Consider the following 16,932-nt stretch of genomic DNA (forward strand, 5'->3'; position numbering starts at 1 on the left):
GGTCGTGCACGGCGTACCCCGGGGTCAGCGCTTCGGGCGGCGCGGGAACAGGGTCTCCCAGACCGGGAAGGCGACCAGCCAGATCACGATGGCGACGGTGAGCCTCTGAATCCAGCCCACCAGTTCGCGGGTCCTTTCCGCGTCGTTCACCCAGAGGATCGCGGCGCCGAGCAGACCGCAGGCGATGGCCCAGCCGAGCAGTGCCTTGGCCCACTCACGCCACTCGTAACGGGTCCGCGCCCAGCCGTGGCGGGGCGGCCGGACCGGTGGCGGACCGCCGGCGAACCGGTGGGCGAAGCGTTGGTCCGCCCAACGCACCATCGAGTGGCCGAAGGCCACCGAGAAGCCCAGGTAGGCGGCGGCAAGACCATGACTGAAGCCGGCGGTCGCGCCGCGGCGCAGGTCGATCACCGTCGCGGCGAGCAACGCCAGGTCCACCAGGGGTACGCAGACCAGCAGCGCCGCGCCCAGCCGTGGCCTGCGCAGCGGGTAGCGGGCCACAGCCCGGCGGCGAGCACCACCCAGAACCCGATCTCACATCCGATGATCACCGCGACCAACACGTCGACCTCCCCGTTCCGTCACCCAGCGTCGCCGCTCGGCGGGGTCCGAGCCTCGACGTGGAAGAGGAGATCCGGGTCCGTCCTTCGGTGGACCCGCCGCCGTTGACGGTCGGTGCGGGCGGCACCGCCGGAGCGGGTCAACGGGTCCGGTGGGCCTCCAGGTCGGCGCGGGTGAACAGTGCCCGCAGCGCCACGCCGTGCTCGGCCAGCAGGGCAGCGCCACCCTCCGCGCGGTCGATCACGCAGAGCGCGTGATCGACCCGGGCGCCCAGCTCGCGCAGCTGCCCGGTGGAGCTGACCACCTGCCCACCGGAGGTGACCACGTCCTCGACCACCAGCACCCGTCGGCCGGCCAGCTCCGCCCCCTCGGCCAGCCGGGCCGTGCCGTACGGCTTGGCGGTCTTCCGGACGAAGGCGCAGGGCAGCCCGGTGTGCCGGCCGAGCGCGGTCACCACCGGGATCCCGCCCAGCTCCAGTCCAGCCAGCACCTCGGTGCCGGTCGGGACCAGGGGCGCGAGGTGGGCGGCCACCCGGTCCAGCAGGCGGGGATCCGCCTCGAACCGGTACTTGTCGAAGTACTCGTCGGCGGTCCGCCCGGAGCGGAGCACGAACTGTCCGGTCAGCCGGCAGGTGCTGTCGATCTCTCGGGCGAGTGCGGCTGTGGTCTCTGCGGGAGTCATGATGATCATTCTGGCCGGATCGGCGCGTGGTGGGCGTACCCCTTTCGGCGCATGCCGGGGCCGGCCAGGTCGTCCCGGGGGCGGAGTCCGACGGTCGGCGGCTGTGGTGGGATCGGGGGCATGCGACCGCCACCGTGGCTCGGCTCCGGCACCCGCGGCCGGGACCTCACCCTGGCCGGCGCGTCGCTGGCCGGCGGCCTGGTGCTGTGGGCCCTCGGTTGGCAACCGCAGATCCGCCCGCACCCGGAGGTGCCGCCCGCGCTGTACCTGCCGCCGCTGCTGGCGATGTGCGTGGCCGTGGGCCTGCGCCGCGTCGCCCCGCGCACCAGCCTGGCCGTCGGCACCGGGGCGCTGGTCGTGGACACCGCGCTCGGCGGCTCGCTGGGGACGATCCTGATCTACACCCAGGTGCTCTACGACGCCTGCGTGTACGGCCCGCCACGGCTGTGGCGGTGGCTGCTGCGGGTGACCATCGGGCTGAGTCTGGTCGGCGCGGTGGTCGGCGTGCTCATCTTCGACCAGTGGCGTGGGGTCGCCGTCGGGGTGCCGGTGGTGCTCGCCGGCCTGCTGCCGGTGCTGACCGGGGTCAGCGTGCGGCAGTACCGCGACCAGGCCGCCGCCGAGCGGGCCCGGGCCGAGCAGACCGCCCGCCTGGTCGAGCTGGACCGCTGGCAGGCGGTCAGCGCCGAGCGGGCCCGGATGGCCCGGGAGCTGCACGACCTGGTCGCCAACCACCTCAGCGCGGTTGCCATCCACGCCACCGCCGTGCTGTCGGTGAAGGGGTTGGACCGCGGCCAGGTCGAGTCGGCGTTGCGGGTGATCCGGGAGAGCAGCGTGCAGGGCCTGGCGGAGATGCGGCAGATGATCGAGCTGCTGCGGGAGCCGGGCTCCGGCGGCGGCCGGGCGCCGGGGGCCGGGGGCGGCGCGCTGCCGGAGGCGGTCACCGCGCGGCTCGCAGAGGCGGACCGGCTGGTCGAGCGGATCCGGGCCGCCGGCCTCGCGGTGCGGGTCCGCACCGACGGCACGCCGGGCCCGCTGCCGGTAGGGGTGGATCTCGCGGCGTACCGGATCGTGCAGGAGTCGCTGACCAACGCGCTCAAGCACGGCGCGGGCGAGGCGGAGCTGACCATCGCGTACCGGCCGGCGGAGGTGGTGCTGACGGTGGAGAACCCGGTCCGCCGGGGCGGGGCCGGGCTGCCCGGCGCCGGTGCCGGGCTGATCGGCATGCGGGAGCGCGCCACGCTGCTGGCGGGCCGGTTCAGCGCCGGACCGCACGACGGCCGCTGGCAGGTCCGGGCGGCGCTGCCCACTCGGGAGGACGGATGACCGCGTCGGCCCGGGAACCGGCTGGCGTCGGCGCTGCGGAGCCATCGGTACGGGTGGCGCTGGCCGACGACCAGCCGGCGGTACGGGCCGGGCTGAGGCTGATCCTGGCCGGCGCGCCGGGCGTCGAGGTGGTCGGCGAGGCGGGCGACGGCGACGAGGCGGTCCGGCTGTGCCGGGAGCTGCGCCCCGACGTGGCGGTGCTCGACATCCAGATGCCGCTCCGGGACGGGATCGCCGCCACCCGGGCGATCGTGGCCGAGGAGCTCGCCGACGTGCTGGTGCTCACCACCTTCGACCTGGACGAGTACGTCTTCGGCGCGCTGCGCGCTGGCGCGGCCGGTTTCCTGCTCAAGGACACCGACGCCCCGGGGCTCGTCGCGGCGGTGCGGACGGTGGCGCGCGGTGACGGGTTCATCGCCCCGGCGGTGACCCGCCGGTTGATCGCGGCCTTCGCGGCCACCGCGCCGGGCGCGTCGGCGGCCACCCGGGCGGCGCTGGAAACGCTCACCCCGCGCGAACGCGACGTGCTGGCCTGCCTCGGCCTGGGCCTGTCCAACCAGCAGATCGCCGACCGGCTCGTGATGGCGGAGAGCACCACCAAGACACACGTGAGCCGGATCCTGGCGAAGCTGGACCTGCGCAGCCGGGTGCAGGCCGCGATCCTGGCCCAGGAGCTGGGCCTGCCCGCCCCTGCCCCGCCGTCCTGAGCCCGGACCAGCCAGCCCGGCGTGAAGATCCAGGTCAGGACGTGCCAGGCTGGTGGTGTGGGGAGTACGCCGGGCGGTGGGGAGCTGACGGCCACGCTGCGCCGGATCGAGCGGGCAGCGGGGTCGCTGGCCACTGCCAGCGTCGCCCGCATGGACGAGACGCTGCCCTGGTTCCGCGCCCTGCCGGCCGACCAGCGCTCCTGGGTGATGTTGGTGGCCCAGGCCGGCGCTCAGTCGCTGGTGCAGTGGCTGCGCGAGGGCGGCGGCACGGCGGACAGCACCCAGGAGGTCTCCGACGAGGTCTTCGCCGCCGCCCCGCAGGCGCTGGCCCGGTCGATCACCCTTCAGCAGACCGTGGCGCTGATCAAGGTGACCATCGACGTGGTCGAGGAGCAGGTGTCACACCTGGCCGCCGAGGGCGAGGAGCACCAATTGCGCGAGGCGGTGCTGCGCTTCTCCCGGGAGATCGCGTTCGCCGCGGCCCGGGTGTACGCGCGGGCGGCCGAGTCACGCGGCGCGTGGGACGCCCGGTTGCAGGCGCTGCTGGTCGACGCGCTGCTGCGCGGTGACTCGCCGGACGTGCTGGCCAGCCGGGCCGCCGCACTGGGTTGGGCGGACGCGCCGCCGGTCGCGGTGGCGGTGGGCCGCTCCCCCGGTGGCGATGTCTCCGCCGTGCTGCACGTGGTCTACCGGCTGGCCCGCAGGATCGGCGTGGAGGTGATCGGCGGGGTGCACGGCGACCGGCTGGTGATCGTGCTGGGCGGCGCGGCGGACCCGCTGGCCGCCACCGGCAAGCTGCTGAGCGCGTTCGGCGACGGCCCCGTGGTGGTCGGTCCGGCCGTACCCAGTTTGGACGAGGCCACGGAGTCGGCGCGGGCCGCGCTGTCCGGCTTCCGGGCGGCGCCGGCGTGGCCGACCGCTCCGCGGCCGGTGCTGGCCGCGGAGCTGTTGCCGGAGCGGGCGCTCGCCGGCGACGCTGAGGCCCGCCGCCGGTTGCGGCACGACGTGTACGCGACGCTGGTGCGCGCCGGTGGCGAGCTGCTGGAGACCCTGGACGCGTTCCTGGCTGCCGGTGGCACGTTGGAGAGCGCCGCCCGTGCGTTGTTCGTGCATCCGAACACGGTGCGGTACCGGCTGCGCCGGATCGCCGACGTGACCAGCTTCTCGCCGCTGGCTCCCCGGGACGCGTTCACCCTCCAGGTGGCGCTGACCGTCGGCCGGCTGGATCCGGTGGTCTCGGTAACCTCGCCCGTCCCGACCCAGACATTGACCCCGGCCGTCCGGAAATCCGCCCAAACCGGCGACGACCACCGCCGATCTTTGTAGGAACCCTCCAAAGGTCCTAGTGCGGTTTGGTCGGGGCCGGCACAGCGTTACCCACGCGTATCCGGGAGAGTCATAGGCGTGCTCGCCGTACTTAGTCCCGGCCAGGGTTCTCAGAAACCCGGCTTCCTGACCCCCTGGCTCGACCTGACCGGCACCGAGGCGCGCCTGCGCTGGTGGTCAGCGTTGGCCGGGGTCGACCTGCTGCACCTCGGCACCGCTGCCGACGCCGACGAGATCAAGGACACCGCCCGCACCCAGCCACTGCTGGTCGCCGCGGCCCTCCTCGCCGCCGAGCACCTCCCGCTGTACGACGTGACGCTCACCGCCGGGCACAGCGTCGGCGAGCTGGGCGCCGCCGCGCTGGCCGGGGTGCTGCCGGCCGAGGCCGCGATCACCCTCGCCGGCGTGCGCGGCCGGGAGATGGCTGCCGCGTGCGCGCTCGAACCGACCGGGATGGCGGCCGTCCTCGGCGGCGACCCGGACGAGGTGCTCGCCGCGATCGCCGCAAACGGGCTGCACCCGGCCAACCGCAACGGCGCCGGGCAGATCGTCGCCGCCGGTGCGCTGGACGGGCTGGACAAGCTCGCCGCCGATCCGCCGGCGAAGACCCGGATCATCCGGCTCCAGGTGGCCGGCGCGTTCCACACCCCGTACATGGCCCCGGCCGAGACCGCGCTGGCCGCCGTCGCCGCCGGGATCACCCCGGCCGACCCGGCCCGGATCCTGCTGTCGAACCTTGACGGCGCTGCCGTCAACCACGGCCGGGACATGGTGCAGCGCCTGGTCCGCCAGGTCACCGCCCCGGTGCGCTGGGATCTGTGCATGCGCACGCTGGCCGACCTCGGGGTGACCGGCGTGATCGAGCTGCCCCCGGCCGGCACGCTCGCCGGGCTGGTCAAGCGAGAGCTGAAGGGCGACCGCGCCCCGGAGATCGTCACCCTGAACACCCCGGACGACCTGCCGGCCGCGCGCGACCTGATCGCCCGGCACGGCATGGCGCCCAGCCACGAGCCCACCATGCAGTTCCGCGTGGTGGTGGCACCGTCCGCCGGCACCTTCGCCCCGGCCGATGACCTGACCGAGGGCGAGACGATCCGCGTCGGCCAGGTCATCGGGCACGTCGGCACCCGCCAGGGGCCGGTCGAGGTGGCCGCGCACCAGGGCGGCGTCCTCACCGAATGGCTCGCCCACCACGACGACCCGGTCGCGCCGGGCCAACCGCTCGCCCGCATCGGAGGACACTCATGACTGGCAGTCGCATCGTCTCGATGGGGCACTACCAGCCCTCCCGGGTGGTGACCAACGACGAGATCGCCCAACTCGTGGACACCAACGACGAGTGGATCCGGGACCGGGTCGGCATCGTCACCCGGCGGATCGCCGACAGTGAGACGGTGGCCGACATGGCCACCGCCGCCGCCGGCAAGGCGCTGGCCAACTCCGGCCTGACCGCCGCCGACATCGACCTCGTCGTGGTCGCCACCTGCTCCTCGGTCGACCGCAGCCCCAACGTGGCCTGCCGGGTCGCCGCCAAGCTGGGCATCACCGCGCCGGGCGCGTACGACGTCAACACCGCCTGCTCGGGCTTCGGCTACGCGCTGGGCACCGTCGACCACGCCATCCGGGCCGGGGCATCGCGCAACGCGATCGTCATCGGCGCCGAGAAGCTCTCCGACTTCACCGACTGGACCGACCGCTCCACCTGCATCATCTTCGCTGACGGCGCCGGCGCGGCGGTGGTCACCGCGACCGCCGACGACGAGCCGGCCGGGATCGGTCCGGTGATCTGGGGTTCGGTGCCGGAGAAGAGCGACGCGGTCCGCATCGAGGGCTGGCGGCCGTACATCCAGCAGGAGGGGCAGGCCGTGTTCCGCTGGGCCACCACCGCGCTGGCGCCGCTGGCCCTGCAGGCGTGCGAGCGGGCCGGGGTCGACCCGTCGGAGCTGGCCGCGTTCGTGCCGCACCAGGCCAACGGCCGGATCATCGACGGCATCGCCAAGCGGCTCAACATTCCCAACGCGATCATCGCGAAGGACATCGTCGAGTCCGGCAACACCTCGGCGGCGAGCGTGCCGCTGGCCCTGTCCAAGCTGGTCGAGCGGCGGGAGGTGCCCTCGGGCGCACCGGTGCTGCTGTTCGGCTTCGGCGGTGGCCTGACCTACGCCGGTCAGGTCGTCCGCTGCCCCTGAAGACCCCCTCCGGCGCGTACGCGCCGAGGAGTGGCGGCTGGCGACGCCGGCCGCTGGAGAACCCCCGATGAAAGGAACCAACCGCAATGACCCGTGACGAGATCACCACCGGCCTCGCCGAGATCCTCGAAGAGGTTGCCGGGGTGAACCCGGACGACGTGGCCGAGGGGAAGTCCTTCACCGACGACCTCGATGTCGACTCGCTCTCCATGGTGGAGGTCGTGGTGGCGGCCGAGGAGAAGTTCGGCGTCAAGATCCCGGACAACGAGGTGCAGAACCTCAAGACCGTCGGAGACGCGGTCAGCTACATCGAGGCGCAGTCCTGATCATGAGTCGTCCTGACGTCGTCGTCACCGGGCTCGGCGCGACGACCCCGCTCGGCGGGGACGTCGCGTCGACCTGGGACGCAATGCTCGCCGGCCGCTCCGGGGTGAGTGCCCTCACCCAGGAGTGGGCCGCGCAACTGCCGGTCCGGATCGCCGCCCAGCTGGCCGTGGATCCGTCCGAGGTGCTGGACCGGGTCCGGCTGCGCCGGCTGGACCGCTCGGAGGCGATCGCCATCATCGCCGCGCAGCAGGCCTGGGCGGACGCCGGCCTGGCCGACTCCGGCCTCGACTGGGAGCGGCTGGCCGTCAGCGTCGGTTCCGGCATCGGCGGCGCCACCACCCTGCTCGCCCAGGACGACATCCTGGAGGCATCCGGGCCGCGGCGGGTCTCCCCGCACACCATCCCGATGCTGATGCCGAACGGTCCGGCCGCCTGGGTCGGGCTGGAACTGGGCGCCAAGGCCGGCGTGCACTCGGTGGCCAGCGCCTGCGCCACCGGCGCCGAGGCCATCGCGCTCGGCCTGGACATCATCCGCGCCGGCCGGGCCGACGTGGTGGTGGCCGGCGGCACCGAGGCGGTCATCCACCCGCTGCCGATCGCCGGGTTCAGCTCGATGCGGGCCATGTCGACCCGCAACGACGACCCGGAGCGGGCCTCCCGCCCGTGGGACAAGGGCCGCGATGGCTTCGTCCTCGGCGAGGGCGCCGGCATCGTGGTGCTGGAGCGGGCCGAGCACGCCGCCGCCCGGGGCGCCCGGGTGTACGCGCGCCTCGCCGGCGCGGGGATCACCTCCGACGCGTACGACATCGTGCAGCCGCACGCCGAGGGCGAGGGCGCCGTCCGGGCCATCGCGAAGGCGATCGCGGACGCGGACGTGGCCAAGCGGGACATCGTGCACGTCAACGCGCACGCCACCTCGACCCCGGTCGGCGACATGCTGGAGATCGGCGCGCTGCACAAGGCGCTCGGCGATCACCCGGTGCTTGCCGCGACCAAGTCGATGACCGGTCACCTGCTCGGTGCGGCCGGCGCGTTGGAGTCGATCGCCACGATCCTCGCCATCCGCGACGGTGTCGTTCCTCCGACGATCAACCTCGACGACCCGGAGGACGGCCTCACCCTGGAGGTGGCCGCCCAGAAGGCGCGCCACATGGAGATCCCCGCCGCGTTGAACAACGCGTTCGGCTTCGGCGGCCACAACGTGGCTCTCGTCTTCACGCGGGCCTGAAACCCACAGCCTTGGAGGCTGACGTGACCACCACCGCCGTCGGTGCGGACACATCCATCGTGGACTACCGGGATCCCGAGGTCCGGCTCCGGGCCCTGTTCGACGCCGGCTCGCTGCGCCTGCTGGCATCCCGGGACAGTTCCGGGGTGCTCTGGGCGCGCGGCGAGATCGAGGGCACGCCGGCCATCGCGTACGCCACCGACGCCACCCGGATGGGCGGCGCGATGGGCACCGACGGGTGCCGGCACGTCGTCGACGCGATCGACACCGCCGTCCGGGAGCGGGTGCCGGTGCTGGGCCTCTGGCACTCCGGTGGTGCGCGGCTGGCCGAGGGCGTGGTCGCGCTCGACGCGGTGGGGCAGGTCTTCGCGGCAATGGTCCGCGCGTCGGGCCGGGTGCCGCAGATCTCCGTGGTGCTCGGGCCGGCGGCGGGTGGTGCGGCGTACGGGCCGGCGCTGACCGACATCGTGGTGATGAGCGGCGCCGGGCGGATCTTCGTGACCGGGCCCGAGGTGGTCCGTAGCGTCACCGGAGAGCAGGTCGACATGGAGCGCCTGGGTGGCCCCGAGCCGCACGGCCGGCGCTCCGGGGTGGTGCACGTGACCTGCGTCGACGACGAGGCGGCGATGACCGAGTCGCGCAAGCTCGCCGCGCTGCTCGGCCACCAGGGCCGGCTCTCCCCCGACGACGTGCCGGCCACCGACGCCGACGGGCACGACCTGGCGGCCAAGATGCCGGCCGAGACCAACCGGGCGTACGACGTCAAGCCGGTGGTCAAGGCGCTGCTCGACGCCCCTGGTGTGGAGTTGCACGCCAAGTGGGCGCCGAACGTGGTGACGACGCTGGGCCGGTTCGGCGGCCGGACGGTCGGTGTGATCGCCAACAACCCGCTGCGCCTGGGTGGTTGCCTGGACGCGTCCAGCGCGGAGAAGGCGGCCCGGTTCGTGCGGATGTGCGATGCGCTGGGCGTGCCGCTGATCGTGCTGGTCGACGTGCCCGGCTACCTTCCCGGCCTCGGTCAGGAGTGGGACGGCGTGGTGCGGCGCGGTGCGAAGCTGCTGCACGCGTTCGCCGAGGCGGTGGTGCCGCGGGTGACCCTGGTGACCCGCAAGGCGTACGGCGGCGCGTACATCGCGATGAACTCCCGCTCGCTGGGTGCCACCGCGGTCTTCGCCTGGCCGAACGCGGAGGTCGCGGTGATGGGTGCCAGCGCGGCGGTCAACATCCTGTACCGCAAGAAGCTGGCGGCCGCTCCGGCGGAGGAGCGGGAGACGCTGCGCGCGCAGCTGATCGAGGAGCAGACCCGCACGGCGGGCGGGGTCAACCGGGCGCTGGAGATCGGCGTGGTGGACGACGTGATCAAGCCGGCGGAGACCCGCCGGCGGATCGCCGAGGCGCTGGCCGCCGCTCCGGCCGCCCGCGGTGCGCACGGCAACATCCCGCTGTAGCGGTGTGCGAAAGGGCCCCTTCTTGTGAAGGGGTCCTTTCTGACGTTCAGGCCCGGTTGCGGGGGTGCTGTTTGGCGGTGCGCTCGTTGCCCCGGCGGTAGTTGCCGGTCCAGCGGGCCATCACCAGCTGCGGGTCGTCGTCCACCTCGGCGAGGAACTCCGCCGCCCGGCCGCCGCGCAGCGTGGTGGCCACCCGCCCGTGGTGCGTGATCACCACCGTGCCGTCGGCCCGTTCCACCCATTCGAAGTCCCGCGCCTGACTCATGGCCGCGACCGTGCCAGACCCGGGGTGGTCGGCGCGACCGGTTTCCCGACTCCCGCCCACCGCAGGGACCCGGCGGACTGGTTGCCGACGGCTACCATGCGGGCGTGCCCGACGAGAGCGCGGACGGCGTCGATCTGGATTCCGGTCGGCGGTTCGTGGTCTGCGGGGACAACGCACTGGCCCGCCGGCTGGTCAACGAACTGGTCGACCGGTACGGCGTGGCGGTGACCGTGGTGTTGCCGTCGCTGACCGACAACCACGCCCCGGACATCGCCGAGTTCGCCGCCGAGGCCGCCGCAGACCTCCGCCCCGAGGTGGTGGTGGCCCGCCGGCTGACCAGCGAGGTGCTGCAGCGGGTGGGCGTGTGCGGGGCCGCCGCGGTCGCGCTGGTGAGCGCGGACGACGTGGCCAACGTGGATGCCGCGCTGATCGTCCGGGAGTTCGATCCGGATGTGCGGATCGTCGTGCGGCTGTTCAACCCGGTGCTCGGCGAGGGCGTGGCGACCATGCTCGGTGACTGCGCGGTGCTGTCCGGGTCGGAGATCGCCGCTCCGGCGTTCGTGGCCGCGACGCTCGGCGATGACACGCCGACCTACCTGCGGTTGCCCGACGACGAGCTGCTGCGAACAGCCAGCCGCGCCGCGCTCGACCCTGCCACGGCGGACGTGGTCTGTGCGCTGGCCGACACCAGCGGCCCCGAGCCGGTCACCCTCCCCGCGGACGAGGACGCAGCCGACCTGGTGCTGGTGCGGGCGTACGGCCGCCGGCGGTCGGCGCCGGCCCCACCGCGCCGCCGGCTGCTGCGGACCGCCCGGTTGGTACTCGGCCGGCGCCTGCGCCTGGCGCTGGGCGCGACAGCCGCGGTGCTCGCCGTTGGCAGCGTGCTGCTTGGGCAGGCCCGGGACCTGGACCCGGTGCAGGCCGGCTACCTGACGCTGCTGACCGCCCTGGGCAGCGCGGACGCGGACCCGGCCGGATCACCGGTGGAGAAGATCACCGCCCTGCTGCTGGTGGTCACCGGCGTGGCGCTGGTCCCCACGGTGACCGCGCTGGTGGTCGATTCGGTGGTGCGGGCCCGGCTGGCGGTTGCGGCCGGTCGGCTCACCGACCCGCTCGACGACCACGTGATCGTGGTCGGGCTGGGCAACGTCGGCACCCGGGTGGTGCAGGAGTTGCACTCGTTCGGCCTGACCGTGGTGGCGGTGGACCGGGCGACGACGGCCCGTGGCGTGGCGGTGGCCCGGGAGCTGGGAATTCCGGTCCTGATCGGCGACGCGTCCAGCCCGGAGACGTTGCGGGCGGCGTCCGTGTCGACCTGCCGGGCGCTGGTGGTGCTCTGCGCCGACGACGTGACCAACCTGGAGACCGCGCTCCTCGGGCGCTCGCTGCACCGCGCGGCGGCGGGCGAGACGGCGGCTCCACTGCGGGTGGTGCTGCGGCTGTTCGACGAGGGGTTCGCGCAGCGGGTGCAGCGCGCCTTCGGGATCAACCACTCACGGAGTGTCTCCTACCTGGCCGCACCAGCGTTCGCGGCGGCCATGATGGGCCGTGAGGTGATCGACACGATCTCGGTGGGGCGGCGCGTCCTGCTGGTCGCCGAACTGCCGGTCGGGGCCGGCTCGGATGTGGAGGGCACGTTCTGCCCGCAGATCAGCCGTCCGCGCGAGGCCCGGGTGATCGCCATGCGAACTGGCCGGGTGGGGCAGACCATCTGGACCCTGCCGCAGCGGCGGCCACTGGTGCGCACCGACCGGCTGCTGGTCGTTGCCACCCGGGCCGGGTTGGCGGCCCTGCTGGCACGGACGGTGCCGAGCGACGATCCGCCGCCGATGTCGCCGGGCACGGTCGGTGGGACGCCGTTGCGGTTGCTCACCCCACCGGCGCCACGCCGGACGGGCACGGACACCGCGCCGCCACGCCCGCCCACCGGTGATGCCGCCATCGACCGGCCGGTGGCCGGGGACGGCCGCTGACCCGGAGGGGCGGTGCCGCCCAGGTGCTGCCGGCGGCCGGCGCAACCGGCGCGATCGGTCAGGCCGCGCAGGTGGTGGCGGGCAGCCCGGGTACGGCCACCGGGGACCGGCCGCCGGGGCGGGCCTTGCCGGCCAGCACGGCGGCCAGCGCGGTCATCGACGCCCGGCTGGAGGAGTACGTGGCCAGCAGCGTCGGCGACGCCGCCGTGGCCAGGACGTACGGGGTGTCCATGGCCACGGTGACCGCGGCGTCGGCGCGCAGGTCGCCGGTGCCGTCGCCGTAGCCGACCAGGTGCACCACCGTGCCGCCGCTGGGCTTGACCGGCACCCCGGCGGCGGTCAGCGCGGCGGTGAGCGCGGCCCGGGTGCCGTCCCGGCCGCCGGACGAGGTGACGGTGACCGGTCCGCGCACCGCGCCACCGCAGGCGCCCTTCAGCACGGTGACGGCGCCAGCGGCCAGCGCGTCCGCCGCCGCGCGGTGCGCCGGGGCGTTGAGCGTGGACATCTGCGCGGGCGGGAGCGCCGCCAGCCGGAACTTCATGGTCAGCACCCGGGTGACCGCCTCGACCAGCCGGGGCCGGGCCAGCGACCCGCCGCGCAGCGCGGCGAGCAGCCCGTCGTACGCCTGACCGACGTTCGGGGTCATCAGGATCAGGTCGTTGCCGGCGTTCAGCGCCCGGACGGCGGCCTCGCCGGGCGCCCAGCGCTTCGCCGGCGGCATGTTCATGCCGTCGGTGATCACCACGCCCTTGAAGCCGAGCTGACCACGCAGCACGTCGGTGAGCAGCTTGTGCGAGAAGGTCGCCGGGGTGCCCGGGTCGATGGCCCGCGCGTCCAGGTGGCCGGACATCACCGCCATCGCCCCGGCGTCGATCCCGGCGGTGAACGGCGGCCACGCGCCGCTCTGCAGCGCAGCCGCGGACTGGCTGAGCACGGGCAGGTCCTGGTGCGAGTCGTCGGCGCTGTGGCCGTGTCCCGGGAAGTGCTTCAAGGTGGCCGCGACCCCGGCCGCCTGCAGGCCACGGACCGCGCCCCCGACCTGCGCGGCGGCCTGCTTCGGGTCCGCGCCGTACGACCGGGAGCCGATCACCGCGCTGCGGGTGGCCAGCACGTCGGCCACCGGAGCGAAGTCGACGTTGATCCCCATGGCGGCCAGCTCGGTGCCGGCGGCCCGCCACGCGGCCTCAGTGAGCGCCGGGTTGCCGGCCGCCCCGGCCGCGAGGGCGCTGGGCAGCACGGTGACCCCGTCGGTGACCCGGGTGACAACGCCGTACTCCTGGTCGGTGCCGATCAGGAAGGGTGCCGGGCCGGCGGCGAGCCGGCCGGCGGCGGCGCGCAGCCCACCGGTCAGCTCGTGCACCTGCTTCGGGTTGTCGACGTTGCTGGTCTCCTGGTTGCCCTTGGTCGGGTCGTCGGCGCTGAACCCGACCAGGATCAGCCCGCCCAGCCGGTACTTGGCGATCATCTCGGCTGGGGTGTCGACCCCGGCCAGCGCCCGGTTGCCGGCCGCAGAGCCGGGTGAGACCTTCGTCGCCGAGTCGCCGTAGGCGTACGGCATCAGCACCTGGCCGACCAGATCCTCGTCGGGCAGCGTGGCGACCAGCGCGGCGGCCCGTACGGCCGGGTCGGCCGGGTCACCGGTCGGTGTCGCGCCGGGAGCGCTTGGGCCGGCGGACGTACCGCCCGGGCCGGGCGTCGGGGCGGGGCGGTCCGGCGAACCCGAGCAGCCGGAGACGAGAAGGGCGGTCAGGGCGGCGACGGCGACGCTTGCGCGGCGCGGGCGAATCGACACGTCGCCCATCCCACCAGTTCACCCTTATCGGGGCAACTTGACCTTACTGGCCAGCCGCCCCGCGTCACCGCCCCGACGACGTGCGGGCAGGTGGCCGGGTGCCGGGTCAGCCGACCCGGGTGAGCAAGGTCACCGGGGCGCCGTCGCCGGCGTACCGGTAGGGCTCCAGGTCGGCGTCCCACGCGGTGCCGAGCGCCTTGTCGAGGGCGTGCGCCAGCGCCTCCGGGGCGCGGGCGCCGGTCATCAGTGCCCGCAGCCGGTCCTCGCCGAGTTGGATGTCGCCGGCCGCACCGACGGTGGCCCGGAACAGGCCGCGTGCCGGCACGTACATGAAGCGCTCGCCGTCGGCGCCGGGACTCGGCTCCTCGGTCACCTCGAAACGGATCATGGGCCACTGCCGAAGGGCAGCAGCCAGCTCGGCGCCCGTCCCCGGACGACCGGTCCACCCGCATTCGGCCCGGCGTACGCCGGGGTCGACGGGCTGAGCCGTCCACTGCAGGTTGACCGGCGCGGCTAGGACGCGCGCGATCGCCCACTCGACGTGCGAGCACACGGCGAGCGGGGTCGAGTGGACGTATACGACGCCACGCGTTGGCACGGTGACCTCCCGGAGAGCGAGGTGCGTCTTCCCCTACGACCTCGTCCACCCAGGTGGTTGCTGCAACACATGATGACTCGTGTGACGGATGTTGCGCCAGGGAATCGGAAAAATCGCCGGTCGGAATAGCCGGACGGGTGGTCTCCGTTACCCCTCAGGACACCGCGACGACCAGCATGATGTCGTGGTCATGTACAGTTCCATCGGCGGCTTCTGCCGCGTTTCACCTTCGCGGGCCGACCCAGTGTCGCCCCGCACACAGCCCCCGGACGTCCAGTCCTCCCGTACGTCTTGCAAGGAGTACCTCCGTGGCGAGCAACACCTCTAAGACCGCGCGCGCGTCCGTCCGGGCCGGCCAGGCTGGCCAGGGTGGCGCCCTCAGCGTGCTGGGCGAGTTCAAGTACCTCATCCCGCTCAACGGCGGCAAGCACGCCTACGTGCGGAACCTGACCAACGGCAAGACCGCGCACCTGCGCACCGACTCCGACGCTTTCGTCGAGGAGATCCGTGTGCTGGCCGCCGCCGGCCACGCCGCCAAGATCCGGGCGGAGATCAACAACCTGGCCGAGACCCACCCGGGTGACGGCTGGGAGGCGACCGAGAAGCGCCTGGTCGCGGCCGGCGTCTTCGAGGGCTGAGCCCTCCCCCACCGCATCATCGGAAACCGCCCGCCGGGAGTTCCCGGCGGGCGGTTTCGCGTCCGGCCCCGCCGGAGTGACCGGGGTTCAGGCCGGGTCCAGCAGGGCGACCTCACCGGTGGCCAGGTCGTAGAGCCCGCCGACCACGGCGACCTGGCCGGCGGCGACCGGCCCCACCAGCAGGTCGTCGGCGCGCAGGGTCTGTACCGTGCGCCGGACGTGCCGGCGGATCGCCAGCGGATGCACCGCCGGATCGTTCAGCCCCGCCTCGGTCACCGCCGGGGCGATCTCGTCCACCAGGTGCGCGAGTGAGCCACCGGGACGCACCCCGCTGCGCAGCGCGTCCACCGCGGCCTCCACCGCGCCGCACCGTTCGTGGCCGAGCACCATCACCAGCGGTACGCCGAGCTGGCCGACCACGTACTCGATCGAGCCGCACACCGCGCGGTCGAGCACGTGCCCGCCGGTGCGGATCACGCAGATCGCACCGAAGGTCTGGTCGAAGATCGCCTCCAGTGGCACCCGCGAGTCGATGCAGCCGAGCACCACGGCGTACGGCTGCTGGTCGCCGGATGCGGCGGCCGCGGCGGCTGTCACGTCGTGACCGTGCACCGGCTGGCCGCTGACGAACCGCCGATTACCGGCGAGCAGCTCGGCCAGCGCGGCGCGGGGCGTACCCCCGGCCTGTCGCCCCTGTGCGGAAGGTCCGCCCAGCGGCGGGCCGGGCGTTGCCCCCGACGACCCCATGCCGTCCAGCTTGGCCCGAGCCGGGCTGCCACGGGCGCGGTCGGGAATGTTCACACGGACGCGATTGACGTGGTGCGATGGCGGGTAGCCGGTGTTACCGCCGGGTATCCCGGTGCTCGTGGTACCGGACGGCCCTGGGGAGGTGGCGATGCCGGAGCGGTTCGAGGTCGGTCTGCCTGATGAGGTGCGGCTCCACGTCGAGGCGACGGGGCCGACGGATGCCCAGGTCACCGCCATTCTGCTGCACGGTTGGACACTGGACGGGCGCAGCTGGCACCGCCAGGTCGACGCGCTCACCGAGCCGGCCGGCGGCGCGGTGCGGGTGATCACCTATGACGCGCGGGGGCACGGCCGGTCCAGCTGCATGGCGCTGCCCACGGCCACCCTGGCCCAGCTCGGCGACGACCTGGCCGCGGTGATCGACGCGGTGGCGCCGGTCGGGCGGGTCGTCCTGGTCGGGCACTCGATGGGCGGCATGACGATCATGGAGTACGCGCACCGCCACCCCGCGCACTTCGCGGCCCGCACCGCCGGCCTGGTCTTCGTCTCGACCACCGCCGAGGGGCACACGCACACCGTCTACGGGCTCTCGCCGCGGATCGCCCGGCTGATCCGGCTGGCCGAGACGACCGGCGCCGGAGTGCTGGCCCGGTGCGGCTCGTGGCGACCGCCCCGGGCGCTGCTACGCGCTCTGCAACCGAGCATCCGGTGGATGCTCTTCGGCGACCGCTGCGAGCCGGCCGACATCCGGTTGGTGACCTCGGCGGTGGCCCGCGCCTCGCTGCGCTCGATCGGCGGGTTCCGCGCCTCGATCGGCACCCAGCACCGGCTGGACACCCTCGCCGCGCTCGCCCACCTGCCGGCGGCCGCCCTGGTCGGCGACCGGGACCGGCTGACCCCACCGCCGTGCGCCGAGTCGATCGCCGAGGTCCTGCCGGCCACCGAGTTGACCGTCTGCCCGGGTGCTGGGCACATGCTGATGATGGAACGTCCGGACGAGGTGAACGCAGCGCTGACCGGCGTCCTGCGCCAGGTGCTCGCCGAGCCGTCGCCACCCGCGAGCGGCGCGAGCGTCATCGGGGCGGGTGCCTGACCACGTTCCCGCACCTCGGGCGCGGCGGGCCT

Annotated in this window: 16 protein-coding genes and 1 pseudogene; 11 read left to right on the plus strand and 6 right to left on the minus strand. The window is 74.1% G+C overall.

The annotated features are described in order from the left end of the window. Nucleotides 1-24: 24 nt before the first annotated feature. Nucleotides 25-563, minus strand: a pseudogene (locus OG470_RS35930) (hypothetical protein). A 137-nt stretch (nt 564-700) separates the two neighbouring features. Beyond that, the gene (gene pyrE, locus OG470_RS35935) at nt 701-1,243 is read right to left on the minus strand and encodes an orotate phosphoribosyltransferase (protein ID WP_328419073.1); all 543 of its coding nucleotides are present in this window, start codon (nt 1,241-1,243) and stop codon (nt 701-703) included. A 120-nt stretch (nt 1,244-1,363) separates the two neighbouring features. Between pyrE and OG470_RS35940 the strand changes: the two genes are divergently transcribed. From OG470_RS35940 to OG470_RS35975, 8 genes are all read left to right on the plus strand, one after another. Further along, nucleotides 1,364-2,569, plus strand: coding sequence for a sensor histidine kinase (locus tag OG470_RS35940; RefSeq protein ID WP_328419074.1), 1,206 nt, complete (start codon nt 1,364-1,366; stop codon nt 2,567-2,569). Further along, entirely contained in the window at nt 2,566-3,276 is a 711-nt protein-coding gene (locus OG470_RS35945; protein ID WP_328419075.1) for a response regulator transcription factor, read from the plus strand. The genes OG470_RS35940 and OG470_RS35945 overlap by 4 nt, the downstream gene beginning before the upstream one ends. A 21-nt stretch (nt 3,277-3,297) precedes the next feature. After that, entirely contained in the window at nt 3,298-4,602 is a 1,305-nt protein-coding gene (locus OG470_RS35950; protein ID WP_386984281.1) for a PucR family transcriptional regulator, read from the plus strand. 78 nt (nt 4,603-4,680) lie between these two features. After that, nucleotides 4,681-5,850 (plus strand): acyltransferase domain-containing protein, encoded by a 1,170-nt coding sequence (locus OG470_RS35955; protein ID WP_328419077.1) that lies wholly within the window; start codon nt 4,681-4,683, stop codon nt 5,848-5,850. Continuing rightward, nucleotides 5,847-6,791 (plus strand): beta-ketoacyl-ACP synthase III, encoded by a 945-nt coding sequence (locus OG470_RS35960; RefSeq protein ID WP_328419078.1) that lies wholly within the window; start codon nt 5,847-5,849, stop codon nt 6,789-6,791. The genes OG470_RS35955 and OG470_RS35960 overlap by 4 nt, the downstream gene beginning before the upstream one ends. A gap of 86 nt (nt 6,792-6,877) precedes the next feature. Next, nucleotides 6,878-7,117, plus strand: a complete 240-nt coding sequence (locus tag OG470_RS35965; protein ID WP_053653162.1) for an acyl carrier protein — start codon at nt 6,878-6,880, stop codon at nt 7,115-7,117. A 2-nt stretch (nt 7,118-7,119) separates the two neighbouring features. Next, entirely contained in the window at nt 7,120-8,346 is a 1,227-nt protein-coding gene (fabF, locus tag OG470_RS35970; RefSeq protein ID WP_328419079.1) for a beta-ketoacyl-ACP synthase II, read from the plus strand. Nucleotides 8,347-8,405: 59 nt separating this feature from the next. Beyond that, on the plus strand, nt 8,406-9,794 hold the full coding sequence (locus tag OG470_RS35975) for an acyl-CoA carboxylase subunit beta (RefSeq protein WP_442931235.1): 1,389 nt from the start codon (nt 8,406-8,408) through the stop codon (nt 9,792-9,794). Nucleotides 9,795-9,840: 46 nt separating this feature from the next. Here OG470_RS35975 and OG470_RS35980 read toward each other — a convergent pair whose 3' ends face one another. Then, nucleotides 9,841-10,059, minus strand: a complete 219-nt coding sequence (locus OG470_RS35980; protein ID WP_328419081.1) for a hypothetical protein — start codon at nt 10,057-10,059, stop codon at nt 9,841-9,843. Between the two features lie 104 nt (nt 10,060-10,163). Between OG470_RS35980 and OG470_RS35985 the strand changes: the two genes are divergently transcribed. Beyond that, a complete protein-coding gene (locus OG470_RS35985; RefSeq protein ID WP_328419082.1) occupies nt 10,164-12,032 on the plus strand; it encodes an NAD-binding protein in 1,869 nt (622 codons plus the stop codon). Between the two features lie 58 nt (nt 12,033-12,090). On the opposite strand, the gene OG470_RS35990 is transcribed toward OG470_RS35985, so the two are convergent. Next, nucleotides 12,091-13,833, minus strand: a complete 1,743-nt coding sequence (locus OG470_RS35990; protein WP_328419083.1) for a glycoside hydrolase family 3 protein — start codon at nt 13,831-13,833, stop codon at nt 12,091-12,093. Between the two features lie 97 nt (nt 13,834-13,930). Then, nucleotides 13,931-14,422: a DUF3145 domain-containing protein gene (locus OG470_RS35995; protein ID WP_328419084.1), complete on the minus strand. Its 492-nt coding sequence runs from the start codon at nt 14,420-14,422 to the stop codon at nt 13,931-13,933. Between the two features lie 308 nt (nt 14,423-14,730). Between OG470_RS35995 and OG470_RS36000 the strand changes: the two genes are divergently transcribed. Continuing rightward, nucleotides 14,731-15,060 carry a hypothetical protein gene (locus tag OG470_RS36000; RefSeq protein ID WP_328419085.1) on the plus strand — a complete coding sequence of 110 codons (330 nt, stop codon included), beginning with the start codon at nt 14,731-14,733 and terminating at the stop codon, nt 15,058-15,060. Nucleotides 15,061-15,147: 87 nt separating this feature from the next. Here the strand turns inward: OG470_RS36000 and OG470_RS36005 are convergent, their stop codons facing one another. Then, nucleotides 15,148-15,861, minus strand: a complete 714-nt coding sequence (locus tag OG470_RS36005) for a carbonic anhydrase (RefSeq protein WP_328419086.1) — start codon at nt 15,859-15,861, stop codon at nt 15,148-15,150. A 94-nt stretch (nt 15,862-15,955) separates the two neighbouring features. Here OG470_RS36005 and OG470_RS36010 point away from each other — a divergent pair, with 94 nt between their 5' ends. Beyond that, entirely contained in the window at nt 15,956-16,900 is a 945-nt protein-coding gene (locus tag OG470_RS36010; RefSeq protein ID WP_328419087.1) for an alpha/beta fold hydrolase, read from the plus strand. Nucleotides 16,901-16,932 lie beyond the last annotated feature (32 nt).

Origin of the sequence: Micromonospora sp. NBC_00389, from assembly GCF_036059255.1 — a bacterium.
GTDB lineage: Bacteria > Actinomycetota > Actinomycetes > Mycobacteriales > Micromonosporaceae > Micromonospora.